The 18,858-nt window shown below is 66.0% G+C and carries 22 protein-coding genes; 17 read left to right on the forward strand and 5 right to left on the reverse strand.

Going from position 1 to position 18,858, the window contains the following annotated elements; genetic code table 11:
* Nucleotide 1 precedes the first annotated feature (1 nt).
* Together ACN0V4_RS06805 and ACN0V4_RS06810 are read right to left on the reverse strand one after the other, a co-directional pair.
* The gene (locus tag ACN0V4_RS06805; RefSeq protein ID WP_417674328.1) at nucleotides 2-838 is read right to left on the reverse strand and encodes an arginase family protein; all 837 of its coding nucleotides are present in this window, start codon (nucleotides 836-838) and stop codon (nucleotides 2-4) included.
* 107 nt (nucleotides 839-945) lie between these two features.
* Nucleotides 946-2,118 (reverse strand): MalY/PatB family protein, encoded by a 1,173-nt coding sequence (locus ACN0V4_RS06810; RefSeq protein WP_417674844.1) that lies wholly within the window; start codon nucleotides 2,116-2,118, stop codon nucleotides 946-948.
* Nucleotides 2,119-2,227: 109 nt separating this feature from the next.
* On the opposite strand from ACN0V4_RS06810, the gene def (ACN0V4_RS06815) reads away from it, so the two are divergent.
* The 9 genes from def (ACN0V4_RS06815) (at nucleotide 2,228) to ACN0V4_RS06855 (ending at nucleotide 8,370) form a co-directional block, all read left to right on the forward strand.
* A complete protein-coding gene (gene def, locus ACN0V4_RS06815; RefSeq protein WP_417674330.1) occupies nucleotides 2,228-2,746 on the forward strand; it encodes a peptide deformylase in 519 nt (172 codons plus the stop codon).
* A gap of 1 nt (nucleotide 2,747) precedes the next feature.
* Nucleotides 2,748-3,251, forward strand: a complete 504-nt coding sequence (def, locus tag ACN0V4_RS06820; protein WP_417674332.1) for a peptide deformylase — start codon at nucleotides 2,748-2,750, stop codon at nucleotides 3,249-3,251.
* Nucleotides 3,248-3,745: a peptide deformylase gene (def, locus tag ACN0V4_RS06825; RefSeq protein WP_417674334.1), complete on the forward strand. Its 498-nt coding sequence runs from the start codon at nucleotides 3,248-3,250 to the stop codon at nucleotides 3,743-3,745. The genes def (ACN0V4_RS06820) and def (ACN0V4_RS06825) overlap by 4 nt, the downstream gene beginning before the upstream one ends.
* 108 nt (nucleotides 3,746-3,853) lie before the next feature.
* Complete coding sequence (locus ACN0V4_RS06830; RefSeq protein WP_417674336.1) at nucleotides 3,854-4,315, forward strand: MaoC family dehydratase; 462 nt, start codon at nucleotides 3,854-3,856, stop codon at nucleotides 4,313-4,315.
* A gap of 83 nt (nucleotides 4,316-4,398) precedes the next feature.
* Nucleotides 4,399-5,304, forward strand: coding sequence for a methionyl-tRNA formyltransferase (gene fmt, locus ACN0V4_RS06835; protein WP_417674338.1), 906 nt, complete (start codon nucleotides 4,399-4,401; stop codon nucleotides 5,302-5,304).
* A gap of 19 nt (nucleotides 5,305-5,323) precedes the next feature.
* Nucleotides 5,324-5,560, forward strand: a complete 237-nt coding sequence (locus ACN0V4_RS06840) for a hypothetical protein (RefSeq protein WP_417674340.1) — start codon at nucleotides 5,324-5,326, stop codon at nucleotides 5,558-5,560.
* A 3-nt stretch (nucleotides 5,561-5,563) separates the two neighbouring features.
* The gene (locus ACN0V4_RS06845; protein WP_417674342.1) at nucleotides 5,564-5,800 is read left to right on the forward strand and encodes a GlsB/YeaQ/YmgE family stress response membrane protein; all 237 of its coding nucleotides are present in this window, start codon (nucleotides 5,564-5,566) and stop codon (nucleotides 5,798-5,800) included.
* A gap of 237 nt (nucleotides 5,801-6,037) precedes the next feature.
* Nucleotides 6,038-7,054, forward strand: coding sequence for an AraC family transcriptional regulator (locus tag ACN0V4_RS06850; protein WP_417674344.1), 1,017 nt, complete (start codon nucleotides 6,038-6,040; stop codon nucleotides 7,052-7,054).
* 278 nt (nucleotides 7,055-7,332) lie between these two features.
* The gene (locus ACN0V4_RS06855) at nucleotides 7,333-8,370 is read left to right on the forward strand and encodes a zinc-dependent alcohol dehydrogenase family protein (RefSeq protein ID WP_417674346.1); all 1,038 of its coding nucleotides are present in this window, start codon (nucleotides 7,333-7,335) and stop codon (nucleotides 8,368-8,370) included.
* 77 nt (nucleotides 8,371-8,447) lie between these two features.
* On the opposite strand, the gene ACN0V4_RS06860 is transcribed toward ACN0V4_RS06855, so the two are convergent.
* On the reverse strand, nucleotides 8,448-9,836 hold the full coding sequence (locus ACN0V4_RS06860; protein WP_417674348.1) for an FAD/NAD(P)-binding protein: 1,389 nt from the start codon (nucleotides 9,834-9,836) through the stop codon (nucleotides 8,448-8,450).
* Between the two features lie 102 nt (nucleotides 9,837-9,938).
* The gene (locus ACN0V4_RS06865; protein ID WP_417674350.1) at nucleotides 9,939-10,535 is read right to left on the reverse strand and encodes an RBBP9/YdeN family alpha/beta hydrolase; all 597 of its coding nucleotides are present in this window, start codon (nucleotides 10,533-10,535) and stop codon (nucleotides 9,939-9,941) included.
* 372 nt (nucleotides 10,536-10,907) lie between these two features.
* Here ACN0V4_RS06865 and ACN0V4_RS06870 point away from each other — a divergent pair, with 372 nt between their 5' ends.
* Genes ACN0V4_RS06870 through ACN0V4_RS06895 form a run of 6 tightly spaced genes read left to right on the forward strand, consistent with a single transcriptional unit; the run spans nucleotide 10,908 to nucleotide 15,405 of the window.
* The gene (locus ACN0V4_RS06870) at nucleotides 10,908-12,095 is read left to right on the forward strand and encodes a sulfate ABC transporter substrate-binding protein (RefSeq protein ID WP_417674352.1); all 1,188 of its coding nucleotides are present in this window, start codon (nucleotides 10,908-10,910) and stop codon (nucleotides 12,093-12,095) included.
* Between the two features lie 3 nt (nucleotides 12,096-12,098).
* Nucleotides 12,099-12,938, forward strand: coding sequence for a sulfate ABC transporter permease subunit CysT (cysT, locus tag ACN0V4_RS06875; protein WP_417674354.1), 840 nt, complete (start codon nucleotides 12,099-12,101; stop codon nucleotides 12,936-12,938).
* Entirely contained in the window at nucleotides 12,931-13,794 is an 864-nt protein-coding gene (cysW, locus tag ACN0V4_RS06880) for a sulfate ABC transporter permease subunit CysW (protein WP_417674356.1), read from the forward strand. Before cysT ends, cysW begins: the two co-directional genes overlap by 8 nt.
* Before the next feature lie 23 nt (nucleotides 13,795-13,817).
* Nucleotides 13,818-14,537, forward strand: coding sequence for a sulfate/molybdate ABC transporter ATP-binding protein (locus ACN0V4_RS06885; RefSeq protein WP_417674358.1), 720 nt, complete (start codon nucleotides 13,818-13,820; stop codon nucleotides 14,535-14,537).
* A gap of 14 nt (nucleotides 14,538-14,551) precedes the next feature.
* A complete protein-coding gene (locus tag ACN0V4_RS06890; protein ID WP_417674360.1) occupies nucleotides 14,552-14,923 on the forward strand; it encodes a hypothetical protein in 372 nt (123 codons plus the stop codon).
* Nucleotides 14,920-15,405, forward strand: coding sequence for an Lrp/AsnC family transcriptional regulator (locus ACN0V4_RS06895; RefSeq protein ID WP_417674362.1), 486 nt, complete (start codon nucleotides 14,920-14,922; stop codon nucleotides 15,403-15,405). The genes ACN0V4_RS06890 and ACN0V4_RS06895 overlap by 4 nt, the downstream gene beginning before the upstream one ends.
* Nucleotides 15,406-15,429: 24 nt before the next feature.
* Here ACN0V4_RS06895 and ACN0V4_RS06900 read toward each other — a convergent pair whose 3' ends face one another.
* Nucleotides 15,430-16,023 carry a LuxR C-terminal-related transcriptional regulator gene (locus ACN0V4_RS06900; RefSeq protein WP_417674364.1) on the reverse strand — a complete coding sequence of 198 codons (594 nt, stop codon included), beginning with the start codon at nucleotides 16,021-16,023 and terminating at the stop codon, nucleotides 15,430-15,432.
* A gap of 88 nt (nucleotides 16,024-16,111) precedes the next feature.
* Here ACN0V4_RS06900 and ACN0V4_RS06905 point away from each other — a divergent pair, with 88 nt between their 5' ends.
* Nucleotides 16,112-17,287, forward strand: a complete 1,176-nt coding sequence (locus ACN0V4_RS06905) for a thiolase domain-containing protein (RefSeq protein WP_417674366.1) — start codon at nucleotides 16,112-16,114, stop codon at nucleotides 17,285-17,287.
* A gap of 27 nt (nucleotides 17,288-17,314) precedes the next feature.
* On the forward strand, nucleotides 17,315-18,820 hold the full coding sequence (locus tag ACN0V4_RS06910) for a class I adenylate-forming enzyme family protein (RefSeq protein WP_417674368.1): 1,506 nt from the start codon (nucleotides 17,315-17,317) through the stop codon (nucleotides 18,818-18,820).
* Nucleotides 18,821-18,858 lie beyond the last annotated feature (38 nt).

The raw sequence follows: 18,858 nt of genomic DNA on the forward strand, positions 1-18,858 counted from the left end.
CTTATCGCGTCGCGAGCAAGGGGCTGACGGTGTCGAGAATGATGTCGAGGGCCTTGCGGTTCTCGACCTCGGATTGCGAGGCTTCGAATTCGGCCAGTTCGACTCCGGCGATTTGCTGCGGCGGCAGGGCGCCCAGAATGGCCTTGATCTGCGTCGGCAGCAGCCCGTCGGGCACCTTGTAGGCAGCGGGGACGAAATCGGGCTCCAGCACGTCCCAGTCGATATGGATCCAGACAGGGGCACTGCCGACCGCTTTCAGCACGGCTTCGGCGGTTGCCTCGGCCGGGGGGATGACCCTGACACCGGCCTGCCGCAACAGCTCTTGCTCGGCCGGGTCGATATCGTGCGCGCCGATCAGGATGACCTGATCCGGGTGCACCCCGGCGCCGTGCCCGCTGTCCCAAAGGCCACAGGCGGCCGCCAGCACCATGCCGCCGAGATATCCGGACGCGGTGGTCTCGGGCGTGTTGAAATCGCCGTGGGCGTCGATCCACAAGACGATGGCGTCGGGGTGTCGCCCCGCGGCGACGGGGAGGGAGGCCAGGCTGGCCGAACAGGTATTCGCCACCATCAGCGGGACGAGGTTCCGCTCAAGGCAGTCGGCGATCGCCGCGCGCAGGCCGGACAGGGTCGTTTGCGCCTGCGGCAGGCTTACGCTCCAGTCGTCAGTGGCGGCGTCGGCCGGCTCTCCGACGATGCGGGCGGCGCCGATCCGGTCTTCCAGTGCCGCGGCGGTCAGGGCCGCGCCTTGGATCGCGCCCGGTGTCCGGTCGGCGATGCGGCCCTGGGAAAGGATCAGGTCGAACACTGGCGACTGCGGGGGCGTTTTCTGAATCATGGGACGATATTCTCCTGCCGCCTGGGCGGCGTGCTGGGCCGGCCGCGCCGGCGAGGGGCGCCAGATCCGTCGCAGGGACGGGCATGGCGCCTTTGCCTTTGGGGCGGTTACTGCAGATCGGCGAAGGCCGCTTTCAGCCGGTCGCAGGCCTCGGCGATGCGGGCGCGTTGGGTGCCCAGGTTGAACCGCAGGAAGTCGTCGCCGCCCAGCCCGAAGCTCGGTCCGTGGTTGGCGGCGATCTTCGCGTCCTTCTCGACCCGGGCGGTGAATTCCTCCCGGCTCATCCCGGTGCCGGAGAAATCGACCCAGGCGAGGAAAGTGCCTTCGAGCGGCATGGATTGCAGCCCGGGAATGGCATTGACCGCAGCGTCGAACAGGGTCCGGTTACCGTCGAGATAGGCCATCAGATCGTCGACCCAGGCCGCACCCTCGGGCGAATAGGCGGCGATCGCCACCGCCTGGCCGACCGAGTTGGGCGACAGGTGCAGCGCCTCCATCCGGTCAGCGAAGGGGGCGCGCAGGCCGGCGTCGGGGATGATCACATTGCCGGTATGCAGCCCCGCGACGTTGAAGGTCTTGGACGGCGCGGTCAGCATGATCACCCGGTCATTGGCGGCAGGGTCCACCGCCGCCATCGGGATGTGCTTTTGCCCGGGATAGATCAGGTCGTGATGAATCTCGTCCGAGACCAGCAGAAGATCATGCCGCTTGCAGAAGTCGATCACCCCCTGCAGCTCGGCCCGGGTCCAGACCCGGCCGCCCGGGTTGTGCGGTGAGCAGAAGACCACCATCCGGGCCTTGTCGGTCACCAGCTTGTCCCAGGCGTCGAAATCCAGGTCGTAATGCCCGTTGTCGTTCACCATCGGGCATTCCACCACCTTGCGGCCGGCGGCATGGATCACCTTGGCGAAGGCGTGATAGACCGGCGTGAACAGCAGGATCTCATCGCCGGCCTCGGTATAGGCGTCCAGGCACATGCCCACGGCATTCACCAATCCGGTGGTGGTGAAGATCGCCTCGGCCTCGATCTCCCAGTCATGGCGGGTCTTCATCCACCAGCGGATCGCGTCGGTATAGGGCTTGCTGTAGTCGACATAGCCGAAAACGCCGTGGGCGACCATTTCGCTGATCTTGTTCAGGATCACATCGGGCGCCTTGAAGTCGGTGTCGGCCACCCACATCGGGATCCCCTCGTCGGGAGAGACGCCAAAGATCGTCTCCATCCGGTCCCATTTGGCGCAATCCGTGCCGCGCCGGTCAACAATCTCGTCGAAATTCATCGGGGTGGTCATCAGCTGTCTCCGTCTGCTTGCGCGCGAGGCTAGCGGGAATGACACCGGGTGCAAGGGGGGCGTTGCGAAGACGCGGGTCATCGCCTAAATCAGGGCCATGAAACGTTCGATCATTATTCACCCCGACCCACGCCTCAAGAAGGTTTGCGCCCCCGTCGCCGATCTGTCGGACGATCTGCGCAAGCTGGCGGATGACATGCTGGAAACCATGTATGACGCGCCGGGCGTAGGTCTGGCCGCGCCACAGGTGGGGGTGCTCGACCGGTTGATCGTGCTCGACTGCGTCAAGGACAAGGGCGATGCGCCGCATCCGCTGATCATGTTCAATCCCAAGGTGATCGCCTCTTCGGACGAGTTGAACACCTATGAGGAGGGCTGTCTGTCGATCCCCGAGCAATATGCCGAGGTGACCCGCCCCAAGGTGGTGGATGTCACCTGGATCGACCGTGACGGCAAGGAGCGGAAGGAAACCTTCGACGGGCTCTGGGCGACCTGCGTGCAGCACGAGATCGACCATCTGAACGGCAAGCTCTTCATTGATTATCTCGGGCCGATGAAACGGCAGATGATCACCCGCAAGATGCAGAAGCTGAAGCGCGACAGGGCGCGGGTCTGACATGGTGTCGTTGCCGATCCTGAAATGGCCCGATCCGCGGCTGGCGCAGCGGTGTGCCCCCGTCGGGGCGGGAGAGGATCTCTCCGCTCTGATCTCCGAGATGTTCGCCACCATGTATGACGCGCCCGGCCGTGGCCTCGCCGCGCCGCAGGTGGGGGTGATGAAGCGCTTCTTCGTCATGGACGTCACCTGGAAGGAAGGCACGCCGAGCCCCGAGGTGATGATCAACCCCGAGATCACCGACCGATCCGCCACGCTGGTCGAGGGCGAGGAGGGGTGTCTGTCGATCCCGGGCATCACCGCCGTGGTGTCGCGGCCCGACTGGGTGGTGATGGACTGGACCGATGCCGAGGGCCGGCGCCAGAGCCGCAGGCTGGACGGCTTCGCCGCCCGCTGCGCCCAGCACGAACTCGACCACCTGGACGGGCTGGTGACCTTTGATCGTCTTGCCCCCGGCGCGCGGGAGGCGGCCTTGGCGGCCTATCAGGGGAAAACTCCGGCATGACCGCGCGCCTCTGCCTGCCCTGGCCCGACAAGCGTCTGCGTACCCCGGCCCAGCCGGTGGAGGCGATCACCGACGACATTCGCGCCATCTGGACCGACATGATCGACACGATGGAGGAGATGCCGGGGGTGGGCCTTGCCGCGCCGCAGATCGGGGTGATGCTGCGGCTGGCCGTGGTCGATGCCTCGGACAGCCGGGGGCAGGCGGTGCGCATGGCCAATCCGGAAATCCTGCACGCTTCGGTGCAACTGCGCCCGCATGAGGAAGCCTCGCCCAACCTGCCCGGGGTATCGGCCAAGATCGAGCGGCCGCGCGCGGTGACGGTGCGGTTCCTGAACGAGCGGGGCGAGATCGAAGACCGGGATTTCGTCGGTCTCTGGGCGACCTCGGTCCAGCATCAGATCGACCACCTGAACGGCCGGATGTATTTCGACAATCTCAGCAAGGTCAAACGCGACATGCTGCTGCGCAAGGCCCGCAAGCTGGCCGGCTGAGCGGTCAAGTGACGCGGCGTTCCGCCCCGGCCCGATGCTTTGGTCATTGCAACCGCCCGCTGCCTTGCGCCCATTTTGCGCGGGAAAGGCCAGTCAGGGAGGATGCAGATGGCTGAGGATACGTTGGGTTTCATCCCCTTCGAGCGTTTCGAGATCGGGCAGGTGCAGGAATTCGGCGCCTATGAGGTGACCAAGGAAGAGGTCATCGAATTCGCCAGCAAATACGACCCGCAGTTCTTTCACCTCGACGAGGAAGCGGCGAAACAGTCGCTGTTTGGCGGTCTCTGTGCCAGCGGCTGGCATACCTGCGCCATGACCATGGCGATGATGGTGGAGCATCTGGACCGGACCGGCCGGTCGCTGGGCTCGCCGGGGATCGATTCGCTGAAATGGCTCAAGCCGGTCTATCCCGGCGAGGTGCTGTCGGTGCGGATGGAGGTTCTGGAACTGACCCCGTCGAAAAGCCGGCCGATCGGTTTCGTGAAGAATAGGGTCACGGTCAGCAAACAGGACGGCGTGCCGGTGATGGAATTCATCAGCAACGGCATCTTTCCCCGCACCGAGGGCTGAGGCACTGCCAAAGCTGGACACCGGGCGGCGCATGGCTAAGGTGCGCCGCAATTGAAGGCCGGCGGCAAGGCGGAGGTTTGGCAATGCGTATCATCTTCATGGGAACCCCCGATTTCTCGGTCCCGGTGCTCGACGCGCTGGTCGAGGCGGGTCATGAGATCGCCGCCGTCTATTGCCAGCCGCCGCGCCCCGCCGGTCGTGGCAAGAAGGATCGCCCCAGCCCGGTGCAGGCGCGGGCCGAGACGCTGGGGCTGACCGTGCGCCATCCCACCAGTCTGAAGACGCCCGAGGCGCAGGCGGAGTTTGCCGCGCTGAAGGCCGATATCGCGGTGGTGGTCGCCTATGGGCTGATCCTGCCGCAGGCGGTGCTCGATGCGCCGGCGAAGGGCTGCCTCAATATCCACGCGAGCCTGTTGCCACGCTGGCGCGGGGCGGCGCCGATCCATCGCGCCATCATGGCGGGGGATGCCGAAACCGGCGTCTGCATCATGCAGATGGAGGCCGGGCTCGACACCGGGCCGGTGCTGTTGCGCGAGGCCACCCGGATCGGCGCGGAAGAGACCACCGAGCAGCTGCATGACCGGCTCTCCGCCATGGGCGCGGCGCTGATCGTCACCGCGCTGGCGCGGCTTGACGACCTGAAGCCCGAGCCGCAGCCCGATGAGGGCGTCACCTATGCCACCAAGATCGACAAGGCCGAGGCGAAGATCGACTGGTCGCTGCCGGCGGTTGAGGTCGACCGCAAGATCCGTGGCCTTTCCCCTTTCCCCGGCGCCTGGTGCGAGGTCGAGGGGGAGCGGTTGAAGCTTCTGGCCTCGCGGCTGGCCTCGGGCGGCGGCGCGCCGGGCGAGGTGCTGGATGACGCGCTGACTGTCGCCTGCGGCGAGGGGGCGATACAACTGACCCGCTTGCAAAGGGCGGGCAAGGGGGCGCAGGATACCGAGACCTTCCTGCGCGGCCGCCCGGTGCCCAAGGGCACGCGTCTCTGAGCGAAAGAGGATTGACCGGATGTACATGACGCTGATGGGGACGGTGGTGATCGCGGGGATCATCGGATACGCGTCGGAGAAATCCGGCTTTACCCGCAACGGCATCATCCCCTCGATCATTATCTGCATCGGCGGGGCCTTCCTGTTCTATTTCATCCGGGTGATGTTCGGCATAGGCTTTCATTCCGCCGGGATGAACGCCATCGTCTCGTCGATCGGGGCGCTGATCATCGTGCCCTTCCACTGGAGGAAATGAGCCGTGGGCATCGTCGCCTTGATCATCATCGGCGCCGCCGCCGGTTTCCTGGCGACGCGGATCATGCGGATCGAGGCCGATATTCCCACCACCATGCTGATCGGCATCGTCGGCGCGCTGGTCGGCGGCCTGGTGCTCAGGGCGCTGCTGACGATGATGGGGGCCCTGGCGGGTTTTGTCGGCGCGGTGCTGGGCGCGCTGGTGGTGATCTGGGTCTGGCAGACCTATCTGAAACGCTAGATCGGCCGGCTGCATGCGGTTCGGGATCGTCGCCGGATGTGGCGGAACGGTTGTCCGAGAGGAATTGCCGACCGGGGGAAATGGGGCGGTCGCGTCAATGTGACGGTCACGCGTTGGCCCACACCGATGGCGTCATCAGGCGATTCGGTGCGGGCTGCGTCCTTGGTGCCCCTTCCTGCAGCGCGATATCGTGATAGGATCGGCGAACGGATGTCCCATAGCCCGGGGGAACTTCTTATGCTTGAGACTGCGCTGGTGGAGGACAGGCGAGGGGCCGCGTTGCTCGAGGGGCAACTGACCAATTCGCGCGATTGGGCGGATGTCGATGCCTTCTGCCACAACACCTATATGCCACTGCAAATCCGCCCGCTGCAAAAGGGCGCGCGACCGGATGCGACCCTGCGCCGGGTGGAAATCGGCCAGATCACCCTGAGCCGGTTTTGTTTCGGCGTTCCCACCCGGGTCGAGGATTTCGATCCCGCCGCCGGCAATATCATCGTGCTGAATACCCTGCGGGGGCGGGTGCGACATCCGCTGGCTGGCGACACCGAGGTCGAGACCCGGCCAGGCGACAGCTATGTCGTCGATTGCAGTCGGACCGAATATTGGAATGTCGCGAACGGTGCCGATCTGCAGTTCAACCTGACCATCCCGCATCGGCTGATGGAGGAAACCGCGGAGCGCTGGTATGGCTTCGTGCCCGACGATCGGCTCTGGACCAGTCGGATCGCCTTTGGCGGCGCGCAATCCTCCTGGCTGTCGCTGCTCGATTACGCTGCCCGGTCGCTCGATGCCCGTCAGGGCGGGGTTCCGGATGCGCTGATTGCCCGGCGGATCGAAGAAACCCTGGCGATCGACCTGCTGCGGCACTGGGCCGAGGGGGCGGAGATCGACTTGGAGACCGGGGCCCGCGCTGCGGCCCCCCGCTATGTCCGCGATGCCGAACGGCTGATGCAGGAGCAGGCGGACCGGGCTCCGACGGTGGGCGATATCGCCGGGCAGCTCGGGATCACCGCGCGCAGCCTGTCGGCGGGATTTCGGCGGTTTCGCGGGATCACACCGCACGGCTATCTGAACGCGCAGCGGCTGGACGGGCTGCGGGCGGCACTTCTTGAGGCGCGCCGGGGGCAGACCGTTGCCTCGATCGCGGCGGGACGGGGCTATGTCAATCTCGGGGCGATGACCGCACGTTATCGCGAGAGGTTCGGGGAGACCCCGGCCGAGACCCTGCGGCAGAGACCCGTGAAAGGTTGACCCTCGGCGAGGGCTCGGGTCGTGAGGCGGGGGCTATCCCCTCGGCTCGCCGCTGGAGGCGCATTTCCTTTCCCGAATGGATCGGATGTTTCTTGTTTCGATCGGTTTCCCGCATGCCTTCGTCTACAATGGGGACGACCGAAGGCACTAGATAGGCACATTATCAATCAGCCCGCTGCAGAGGTTGCGGAGGGGGCTGTCCCGATGACGGGGCAGAGGCCTTATCCGCGGGCAGAGAAATCTGCGACGCTGCAGCTCTATCTGAGGAGGAGACGGCGATGAAAGCCCTCGTATACCAAGGCCCCGGCAAGAAAGACTGGATCGAGAAGCCGAAGCCGGAGATCGAAAAACCCACCGATGTGATCGTCAAGGTGACCAAGACGACGATCTGCGGCACCGACCTGCATATCCTCAAGGGTGACGTACCCGCCGTGACCGAGGGCCGGATTCTCGGCCATGAGGGCGTCGGTATCGTCGAGGCGGTCGGTGATGCGGTGGCCAATTTCAAGCCGGGCGACGCGGTGCTGATCTCCTGCGTCACCTCCTGCGGCAAATGCGCCAACTGCAAGCGTCAGCTCTATGCCCATTGCGACGACGGCGGCTGGATCCTCGGCCACCTGATCGACGGGACGCAGGCCGAATACGTCCGTATCCCGCATGGCGACAACTCGCTTTACCCGATTCCGGCGGATGCCGATGAAGAGGCGCTGGTGATGCTGTCGGATATCATGCCCACCGGTTTCGAGATCGGCGTGCAATATGGCCATGTCAAACCCGGTGACACCATCGCCATCGTCGGCGCCGGTCCGGTTGGCATGTCGGTGCTGCTGACCGCGCAATTCTATTCGCCCGGCCGGATCGTGATGATCGACATGGATCCGAACCGTCTCGAGGTGGCGAAGACATTCGGCGCCACCCATACGCTGCAGGTCGGCAAGGACGATATCGTCGCCGAGATCATGACGCTGACCGATGGGCTGGGCGTTGATGTCGCCATCGAGGCGGTGGGCGTGCCGGCGACCTTCGACACCTGTCAGAAGATCGTCTCGGCCGGCGGCTCGATCGCCAACGTCGGCGTGCATGGCAAATCGGTCGAGCTGCATATCGAAGAGCTCTGGATCAAGAACATCAACATCTCGATGGGGCTGGTGAATACCAACACCACGCCGATGCTGCTGAAGACGCTGCAAACGGGCAAGGTGAACCCGGCCGAGCTGATCACCCACCGCTTCAAGCTGGACGAGATTCTCGACGCCTATGAGGTCTTCGGGAATGCCGCGCGCGAGAAGGCGATGAAGGTGCTGATCAGCGCCTGATCCGGCTCTGGCCGACTGCGACAGCAACCCGCCCGGAAGGTCTGAGGCCTTTCGGGCGGGTTTTCTTTACGGCGGGCCTAAAGCGCCAGTCGTTCGGACAGGCTGGCGGCCAGTGCGGCGCATTGGACCCGGATGTCCGGGATTGCGGTGATTTCCCACAGCGCGCCGCGGGCACAGGGGCCGATGGCGAAGACGCGGTCCGAGGGCCGGCCGTCGCGGTCGATCAGCCGGGCGTCCTCGGTGGTATCGAGGCCGAGGCGGAGGCTATCGACCCGCGCCGCGCCGCGCGCGATCAGATCGAGGACGACGGCGGCGCTGGCGGTTTCCGGATCGCGCCGGATGCCGCGGCAGTCGATCACATGGCCCGTCATCCGGCGCAGGTCGCCTGCCGATGTGGTGATTCGGACCTTGCAGAGGGGACCATCGGGCGTGGCTTCCTCGAAGCGGGCCTTCAGGAGGGCGAGTTGACCTCGGGCCTGAGCTCTGGCGATCACCTCGGCGGACCGGGGCGGCATGCGGTGGCGGTGAACCTCCCACCAGGAGGCCGCGTGGCGCAGAAAGCGCCGGCGCTCCTCCCGGTCCCAGCTTTGCCAGATTGCGGTGACATGGGGTCTCACCCCGTCCACTGCGTCGCGCCAGGTTCCACCCTTGGCCTCGGCCTGGCGGGCTTGCCGGCGCAGCCAATGCAGGACCTGGCTGACCGATCCGCCAATGGGGAGGACATCACGGTCGATCGTCATGGCCGTCGCCGGCGCATGCGCGCGGGGCAGCAGCCCGCGGCGCGACAGGCAGGTGATCTGTCCCCGGTGGCCGGAGCCGATCAGGGAAACCACATGGTCGACCATCGACAACCCGGTGCCGATGATCACCACCGGCACATCCGGGCTGGCCGGTGGCGTGAAGTCCCAGCCGCCGCGCAGACCGCCGCCAGGGGTGGGGGAAACCGCATGGCCGGTGGCAAGGATGGCCACATCAGCGCTCAGCACGGCGCCGGTCTTCAGATGGGCCCTTACCCCGTCGGGGTCGCTGTCGAGGCGGGTGCAGTCGTCGCGCAGGCAGCGCAGCCGACTGTCGTGCCGGCCTTCGGGCTGATCTTCGGTCGGGCCGGCGATCAGGCTGCCCAGATAGCGCCCATAGGTCTGGCGCCCGACGAAACACGCCCCGGTCGCCTGCGGCGCTTCGCCAGAACGGTGCAGCCAGCGCAGGAAGTGATCGGGGTCGTCGGGAAAGGCGCTCATGTTGTGGACGCGGGTGTTCAGCAGGTGATCGGGATTGTCGGTGGCATAGGCTATGCCGCAGCCCAGCATGGCGGATTTCTCGATGATCGTGACCCGTGTCGCCGGAGCGAGGGACAGCAACTGGGCGGCCATCAGCACACCGCTGGCGCCGCCACCGATGATCAGCACATGGGCGGCGGGGTGGCCGGTGTCGAAGGTCATGGCGGTGTCGGTTGCGGTGTCGCGCATTGTGGAAACTCCCCAAGCGTCAGCTGAAAAGGACAAAGGCAAAAAGCAGGCCGTATGCGGCTGCGAAGGCCAGCAGGGCAAGGATGTGGGCTAGGTGTGGAATCAGGGCTGACATGGTGTTTCCTCGTGCCTGGTTTCGGGAAAATGCCCCCGGGCATCTGCGCCAGGGTGGCGGGTGGCGCGGGCGGCAAGCTCTCTGGCCAGGCGCTTGCCTTCGGGCCAGGGGCCGAAGCCTGCTTCGGCGTTGATATGTCCGGCCCGGCCCATGTCGACGAGTTCGGCGCCCCAGGCCCGCGCGAGGGCGCTCGCCCGGGGGAAGGACATCCAGGGATCATCGCGGCTTGCCACCATCGTGGCGGCAACCGGCAGCGGCCGTTCGGGAAGGTCACCGAAGCCGCAGAGGCGCGGGTCGCGGGTGGTTTCGGCCGGGGCCACCAGCAGCACGGCCGAAACCCTGAGCTGCGGCCATTGGGTCAGCAGCTTGACCGCAGCCACGGCGCCCAGCGAATGGCCGACCAGGACCGCGCCGGGGTGCTGAAGCAGGGCGCCGGCGATTTCGGTCAGCCAGAGATCGGGGCAGGGGCGGGACCATGAACCCTGTTCGACGATCCGGGCGGTGGGGTCGCTCTGCGCCCACCAGTGTTGCCAATGGGGGGCAGGCGACCCGTCCAGGCCGGGAAGAAGCAATGTCTGAATCATCGGGCACTCCTTTCTTGAAAAACACTATCATGTTTATCGTGATTTAATTTTCCAAATATGGGGCCCGTCGGAGAAGGCTGTTCTCTGTGGTCGGGGGGAACTGGAGCGGTCTCTACACATGGGGAAGTCCCTGGCGATTAGGTCGGGTGGATCTGCCCACATCAGCGGCGGGAGAATAAAATTCTATAATGACGATCAAAATAGGCGTGATTTTTCCTTTGATAATCTCGATCAACTCTGTCGTAATTATCGTGTCAGATGGGCGTTCCGCTCGGAGGGCTGCGGACAGGGTCGCTGGACGGTGATGTCCGATCCGGGATGGCCGCCCGTCTGACGCGAGATTGGTTTCGAGGGTCAGCAAAGGAGGCTCTGATGTTCCGCACTGTTCAGATTGGACCGCATGCACTTGCACAGGGGACTTTTGTCCGGGATCACGACGAGGGCCGGGTCGAGATCGACATTGGCGGCAAGACCGTCGTGGGGCTGCCGGTCGGTCGCGAAAAGCAAAGCGCGCCACGGCCGAACGTCTTTGTCCGGGCCTTCGGCTCGGGCCTCTGGCGCGGCGGGTTGCTGGCGCTGGCCATGGCGCTGGGCGCGATTGGCGCCACCCCCGACAAGGCAGTGGCCGAGGAAGGCCTCCTCAACGTCTCCTACGACCCGACGCGAGAGCTTTACCGGGCCTATAACACCCTGTTCGCCACCTGGTGGGAGGCGCAGGGCCATGCGCCGGTGACGCTGCGCCAGTCGCATGGCGGCTCGGGCGGGCAGGCGCGGGCGGTGATCGACGGGCTCGACGCGCAGGTGGTGACGCTGGCGCTGTCGGCCGATATCTCGGCCATCGCCGAGCGGACCGGCAAGATCCCCGCCGACTGGCAATCACGGCTGCCGCACAACTCGTCGCCCTATACCTCGACCATCGTGTTCCTGGTGCGCGACGGCAATCCGAAGGGCATCAAGGATTGGGACGATCTGATTCGCGACGACATTCAGGTCATCACCCCCAATCCCAAGACCTCGGGCGGGGCGCGCTGGAATTTCATGGCGGCCAGGGCCTGGGCGCTGAAGGCCTTCGACGGCGACGAGGCAAAGGCGCGCGCCTATATGACGTCGCTCTATCGCAATGTTCCGGTGCTCGACACCGGGGCGCGGGGATCGACCAATACCTTCACCCAGCGCGGTATCGGCGATGTGCTGCTGGCCTGGGAGAACGAAGCCTTCCTGGCGCTGGCGGAACAGGGAGAGAGCGCCTTTGACATCGTGGTGCCCTCGGTCTCGATGCTGGCCGAACCGCCGGTGACGCTGGTCGACGGCAATATCCATTCCGATGCGCAGCGCGCGCTGGCCGAGGCCTATCTGACCCATCTCTACAGCCCCGAGGCGCAGGCGCTGGCGTTGAAGAACTATTACCGCGCCTGGGACGTCTCTGCCGCCGCGCCGGAGGATATCGCGCGCTTCCCCGAGGTGGAGCGGCTGTCGATCGACACCTTCGGCGGTTGGGCCAAGGTGCAGCCGGAGTTCTTTGGCGACGGCGGTCTGTTCGACCAGCTCTATGAGGAGTGAACCATGAGGGCGGCTGGTTTTCGCATGCCCTCGCCCCTGCCGGGGTTCGGGCTGAGCTTCGGGGTCATGCTGGCGCTTCTGTCGGTGGTGGTCCTGCTGCCCCTGGCCGCCCTGCTGGGCCGGGGCGCAGGCATCGGCCTGGGGGAGCTGTGGGCGATGATCGATTCCCGGCGGGTCTGGGCGGCGCTGTCGCTGTCCTTTCGCGCGGCGCTGGTGGCGTCCCTGTTCAACCTGGTGTTCGGACTGATCCTGGCCTGGGTTCTGGTGCGCTACCGGTTCTGGGGCCGTCGCCTGGTCGACGCGGCGATCGACCTGCCCTTCGCGCTTCCGACCGCGGTGGCCGGGATCGCGCTGACCGCGCTCTATGCGCCGAACGGGGTGTTCGGCCAGGCGCTGGGCGGTCTCGGCATCAAGGTCGCCTATACCGAGATCGGCATCTGGCTGGCGCTGATCTTCATCGGCCTGCCCTTCGTCGTGCGCACGGTGCAGCCGGTGATCGAGGAGATCGACCGCGATTGCGAGGAAGCCAGCGCGACGCTGGGGGCCAGCCGGTTCTATACCCTGCGCCGGGTCGTCCTGCCGGTGCTGGCGCCGGCGCTGATGACTGGCTTCGCCCTCGCCCTGGCGCGGTCGGTCGGCGAATACGGATCGGTCATCTTCATCGCCGGCAACCTGCCGGGCCGGACCGAGATCGCGCCGCTGCTGATCGTGATCCGGCTGGAGGAGTTCAACTATGACGCCGCCGCCGCCATCGGCATCGCCATGCTCGCAATCTCCTTCGCGATGTTGCTGGGCATCAACGGCATTCAGGTTTGGAACAGACGGAGGATCGGCCATGGCTGACGCGATTTCACACAGGTTCGTTCCGGTCACCACCGAACGCCAATGGCTGCGGGCGGTGCTGATCGGGCTTGCCCTGGTTCTGGTGGCGGTCCTGCTGTTCGCGCCGCTCGGGGCGGTCTTCGCCACCGCGCTGGCACAGGGCGGGCGGGCCGCGCTGGCGGGCATTTCCTCGCCCGATGCGCTCAGCGCGATCCGGCTGACGCTGATCGTCGCGGCGATCGCCATCCCGGTGAACATCATCTTCGGCATCGCCGCCGCCTGGGCGATCGCCAAGTTCGACTTTCGCGGCAAGGCCTTTCTGATCACGCTGATCGACCTGCCGTTTTCGGTTTCGCCGGTGGTGGCGGGGCTGGCGCTGGTGTTGCTGTTTGGCAGTCACAGCGTCTTTGGCAGCTGGCTGATCGCCCATGATCTGAAGATCGTCTTCGCCTTTCCGGGCATCCTGCTGGCGACGCTTTTCGTCACCTTTCCCTTCGTGGCGCGCGAATTGATCCCGGTGATGGTCGAACAGGGCCGGGCCGAGGAAGAGGCGGCGCTGACCCTGGGCGCCTCGGGCTGGCGGATGTTCTTCACCGTCACCCTGCCGAACATCCGTTGGGCGCTGCTTTATGGCGTGTTGCTGTCGAATGCCCGCGCCATGGGCGAATTCGGTGCGGTGGCGGTGATCTCGGGCAAGATCCGGGGCGAGACCACCACCATGCCGATCATGATCGAGATGCTCTATAACGAATACCTCTCGGTCGCGGCCTTTTCGCTCGCTGCGCTCTTGGCGCTGCTGGCGCTTGTCACCCTCACCCTGAAATCCCTGCTGGAATGGCGCTACGCCGATCAGCTTGCCGCGACGCGGCGGCATTGAGACCGGCAGAGAAGGAGGCCATCATGCATATCGAAATCGACGAACTGGCCAAGGAATTCGGCACTACGCGGGCGCTGCACCCGGTTTCGCTGGCGCTGCCGTCGGGCGCGCTGGTGGCGCTGCTGGGGCCGTCGGGCTCGGGCAAGACCACGCTTCTGCGCATCCTTGGCGGGTTGGAGTTTCCCACCTCCGGCCGGGTGCTGTTCGACGGCAAGGACGCCACCGGCCTGACGGTGCAGGACCGGCGCGCCGGCTTCGTCTTCCAGCATTACGCGCTGTTCCGGCACATGACGGTGTTCGAGAACATCGCCTATGGGCTGCGCGCGCGCAAACGGCGCGAACGCCCGACCGAGGCCGAGATCGGCCGCCGGGTGAACCGGCTGCTCGACCTGATCCAATTGCCCGAGATCGGCAGCCGCTATCCCAGCCAGCTCTCCGGCGGCCAGCGGCAGCGGGTGGCGCTGGCCCGGGCGCTGGCGATCGAACCGCGGATGTTGCTGCTGGACGAACCCTTCGGTGCGCTTGATGCCAAGGTGCGCAAGGAACTGCGCCAGGGTCTGCGCGACATTCACGACACCACCGGGCTGACCACCGTCTTTGTCACCCACGATCAGGAAGAGGCCATGGACCTGGCCGATCTGGTGGTGGTGATGTCGATGGGACGGATCGAACAGATCGGCAAGCCCTCGGACATCCGCAGCCATCCGGCCACGGATTTCGTGCGAAGCTTCACCTCGGTCTGAGCGGGCGCGCCGACATGACGATCGCCAGAACCCTCCTGTCCCGGCTGGCCCGCGCGGTCTTGTTGCTGACCACGGTGCGTTGCCGCTTTCCGTTGTCCCTGCCCGAGATGGCGCGGGGGTGGCAGGTGCGCCTCGCTGCGTTGAGATGGGATATCGTCTGGCGCGACAGCCTTGCGCTGCAGGTCCGGGCGCGGGTGATCGTGATGCCGATGCCGGAAGGGGCAGGGATCGGCCCGCATTGGGGGGCGCTGCTGCGGCACCGGCGGCACCGGCTGGCGCTTTGCCCCGAGGATGCCGATCCCGCCCTGGTGCAGGCGGCGGAACAGGAGCTGTTCCGCCGGATCGCACCGCCTTGGACCGATAGATTGACAGGACCGGAGCAATGACAAAACCCACGCTCGACCGGATCGACCGGCGGATCCTCAAGGAACTGATGCGGGACGCCACCATCCCCGTTGCCCAGCTTGCCGAGCGGGTGAACCTGTCGCAGACCCCGTGCTGGAAACGGGTGAGGAAACTGGAGGAGGCCGGTTTCATCACCGGCCGCGTGGCGCTGGTCGATCCCCAGAGCATCGGCCTGGGGCTGATCGTCTTTGTCGAGATCGAGGCCGCCGATCATACGCCGGCCTGGCGCGAGGCGCTGCTGCGGACCCTGGAGGGGTTTCCCGAGGTGGTCGAAGCCTATCGGCTGGCCGGGGATGTCGATTATCTGCTGAAGGTGGCGGTGCCCGACATGACGGCCTTCGACCAGTTCTATAACAGCCTGACCGCGGGTCTGCCCTGCCGCAACGTGACCTCGAAATTCGCGATGGAGCGGATCAAGTCCACCACGGCCTGGCCGATTGATACCGAACGCCATGTGCTGTGAGGGGCGGGCGCCGGAGGCGGGCCGTCACCTCTGCACGATCATCTTTGCCACCAGCTCCGCGGCGTTCTGCACGCCGAGCTTCTTCATCACCGAACTGCGGTGCACCTCGACCGTGCGCGGCGAGATGCCCATCGCCTGGCCGGTTTCCTTGCTGGTATAGCCGTTGACGATATAGCGCGCGACCTCGCGTTCGCGCGGGGTCAGGGCGGCGGAATCCGGCGGGCGGGTGTCCAGTTGTTCGAAAGTCCAGACCATCAGCCGGAACGGATCGGTCGGTGTCAGCGTCCGGCCCGAGGCGCGGGTCCAGATGATTTCCCCGCTTCGGCATTGCATGAAGCGTTCGTCGGTATAGCGCGGCCGGCCCTCGAGCCAGCGCCGCCAGCGGGTGCCGGTCTTTTCATAGTCGACGCTTGAGGGATAGAGGGTCCGGATCGACTGCCCTTCGAGGTCGTCGCGGGTCCAGCCGAAGATGCGCTCGATCTCGGTATTGACCCGCTGGATCATCCGGTTCGACAGGACCATGATTCCGATCGGCGCATCCATGAACCCGGTAAAATTCAGATCCGCCTCGGAAATCCGGTCGTAATCCATCTTCTCCCCCTTTCGCTGCGCCTGCATCTACGTACTACCTACGTAGTTTATTACGTAATTCCACGCATTGCTGCCATGCGCTTTTCCATGAATTTTCAAGGGGGGAGGACATTCCATGACCACAGACATTTTCATCATCGGCTCCGGCCACACCCGTTTCGGCCGGCTTGAAGAGCGGCTTGAAGACCTGATCGTCGAGGCCGCGCGCGAGGCGCTGGAAGAGGCGCAGATCCCGCCCGCCGAGATCGACGCGGTCTTTCTGGGCCATTTCAATTCCGGCCTGGTTTCCGATGGCTTCGCCTCGTCTCTGATCCTGCAGGCGCATCCCGATCTGCGGTTCAAGCCGGCGTCGCGCTGTGAAAACGCCTGCGCCTCGGGCGCGGCTGCGATCCACGCCGGGCTGAACGCCATCCGGGCCGGCCGGGCCCGCAACGTGCTGGTGGTCGGCGCCGAGAAGATGACCCACCGGTCCACCCCCGATGTGACCACCGCGCTGGCCGGGGCCGGCTATCAGAACGATCCTGCCGAGGCGGCGCTGAGCTTTCCGCAGGTCTTCGCCATCGCGGCCGAGCAATATGCCGCGAAATACGGCGATCCGCTGGACGCCATGGCGCGGATCGCGGCGAAGAACCACGCCAATGCGATGCAGAACCCGCTGGCGCAGATGCACAAGGCCATGCCCTATGAATTCTGCCGTGAGGTGAGCGAGAAGAACCCGCTGATCGCGCCGCCGCTGCGGCTGAGCGATTGCTCGCTGGTGACCGACGGCGCCGCCGCCATCGTGCTGAGCGCGGGCGACGCCCGGGCGCAGGACGCCGCCGCGCGGGTCAAGGTCGCTGCCGCCGAACATGTGTCCGATTATCTGCCGATGAGCCGGCGCGACTTTCTGGCCTTCGAAGGTCCGGAGCGGGCCATTCGCCAGGCCTATGAGGCGGCCGGGATCACCGTTGCCGATCTGGATTTCGCCGAGGTGCACGATTGCTTCACCCCGGCCGAGCTGCTGATCTACGAGGCGATGGGGCTGGCGCCCAAGGGCGAAGGCGCCCGCGCCCTGGCCGAGGGCATCGTCTATGCCGAGGGGCGCACGCCGGTGAACCTGTCGGGCGGGCTCAAGGCCAAGGGCCATCCGGTCGGTGCGACCGGGGTGTCGATGCATGCGCTGGGGTTCCGTCAGCTCACCGGGCGGGCGGGGGCGATGCAACGCCAGGGGGCGGAATGGGGGCTGGCCTTCAACATGGGCGGCGCTGCGGTGGCCAATTACGCCACCATCCTGCAGGCCGACCGCGCCTGACCCCGACAATCTAGGACCGAAAAGACGATGAATATCGCGAACTGGCTCTACCAGACTGCCTTGTCATGGCCGAACCGTCCCGCGCTCTACGAGGGCGAAACCCTGCGCCAGAGCTATCAGGAGCTGTTGCAGACGACCTGCGACCGCGCCGCCTGGCTGGCCCGGGAACACGGGATCGGCGCAGGCGACCGGGTGGCGATCTTCGCCAAGAATGCCCCGGAATACATCGAGGCGATGCATGCCTGTTGGTGGCTGGGGGCGGCGGTGGTGCCGGTCAACTGCAAGCTCCACCCGCGCGAGGCGGAATGGATCGTCGGCAATTCCGCGGCAACGCTGGTGCTGACCGAAACCGGCAGGGTCTTCGCCGACAAGCCGGATATCCGCGAGACGGCGCTGGCCGCGCCGGTGCCGACCGGGGCGAAGATCGCGCCGCCGGCGCTGGCCGGGGATCACGATCTGGCCTGGCTCTTCTATACCTCGGGGACCACCGGCACGCCGAAGGGCGTGATGCTGAGCCACGACAACCTGCGGCACATGACGCTGTGCTATGCGCTCGACGTCGATGCGGCACGGGCCGAGGATCACATGCTCTATGCCGCGCCGATGTCGCATGGGGCCGGGCTTTACATGTTCGCGCAGATCCGCGCCGGCGGGGCGCATCTGGTGCCCGCCTCGCACGGGTTCGACAGTGACGAGATCATCGCCCTGGCGCAGTCGCGCGGCAATCTGGTGTTCTTCGCCGCCCCCACCATGGTCAAACGGCTGATCGCCGCCTCCAAGGCGCGGGGGTTCGACGGGACCGGCATTCGCACGATCATCTATGGCGGCGGTCCGATGTACGCCAATGACATCGACGAGGCGCTGGCCTGCTATGGGCCGCGGTTCGTGCAGATCTATGGCCAGGGCGAAACGCCGATGACGATCTCGGTGCTGCCGCGCGATCTGGTCGCCGATCAGACCCACCCGCGCTGGCGCGCCCGCCGCGCCTCGGTCGGGATCGCGCAGGGGGCGGTGACGCTGGCGGTGCTGGGGGCGGACGGCACCCCGCTGCCGCCGGGGGTCACGGGCGAGATCTGCGTGCAGGGCCCGACCGTGATGGCAGGCTATTGGAACAATCCCGAGGCCAGCGTGCAGACGCTTAAGGGGGGCTGGCTCCACACCGGTGATCTCGGCCATCTCGACGAGGACGGGTTTCTCTATCTCACCGACCGCTCGAAGGACGTGATCATCTCGGGCGGCACCAATATCTATCCGCGCGAGGTCGAAGAGGCCTTGCTGCGCCATCCGGCCGTCTTCGAGATCGCGGTGATCGGCGAGCCGGAGCCCGATTGGGGCGAACAGGTGGTGGCCTATGTCGTGCTGGAGCCGGGCCATGACGTCAGCCTGCCCGAGCTTGACAGCTGGTGTCGCCAGCAGATCGCCGCGTTCAAGCGCCCGAAGCGCTATGAGTTCGTCGAGGAGCTGCCGAAGAACAGCTACGGCAAGATCCTGAAAACCGATCTCAGAACCCGAAAAGCAAACGCGCCGGTCTGATCCCGGCACCCCTGTCCGGGCGGGAGGAGCCCGGTATC

This window comes from Pseudodonghicola sp. (assembly GCF_048268305.1).
Classification (GTDB): Bacteria; Pseudomonadota; Alphaproteobacteria; order Rhodobacterales; family Rhodobacteraceae; genus Pseudodonghicola.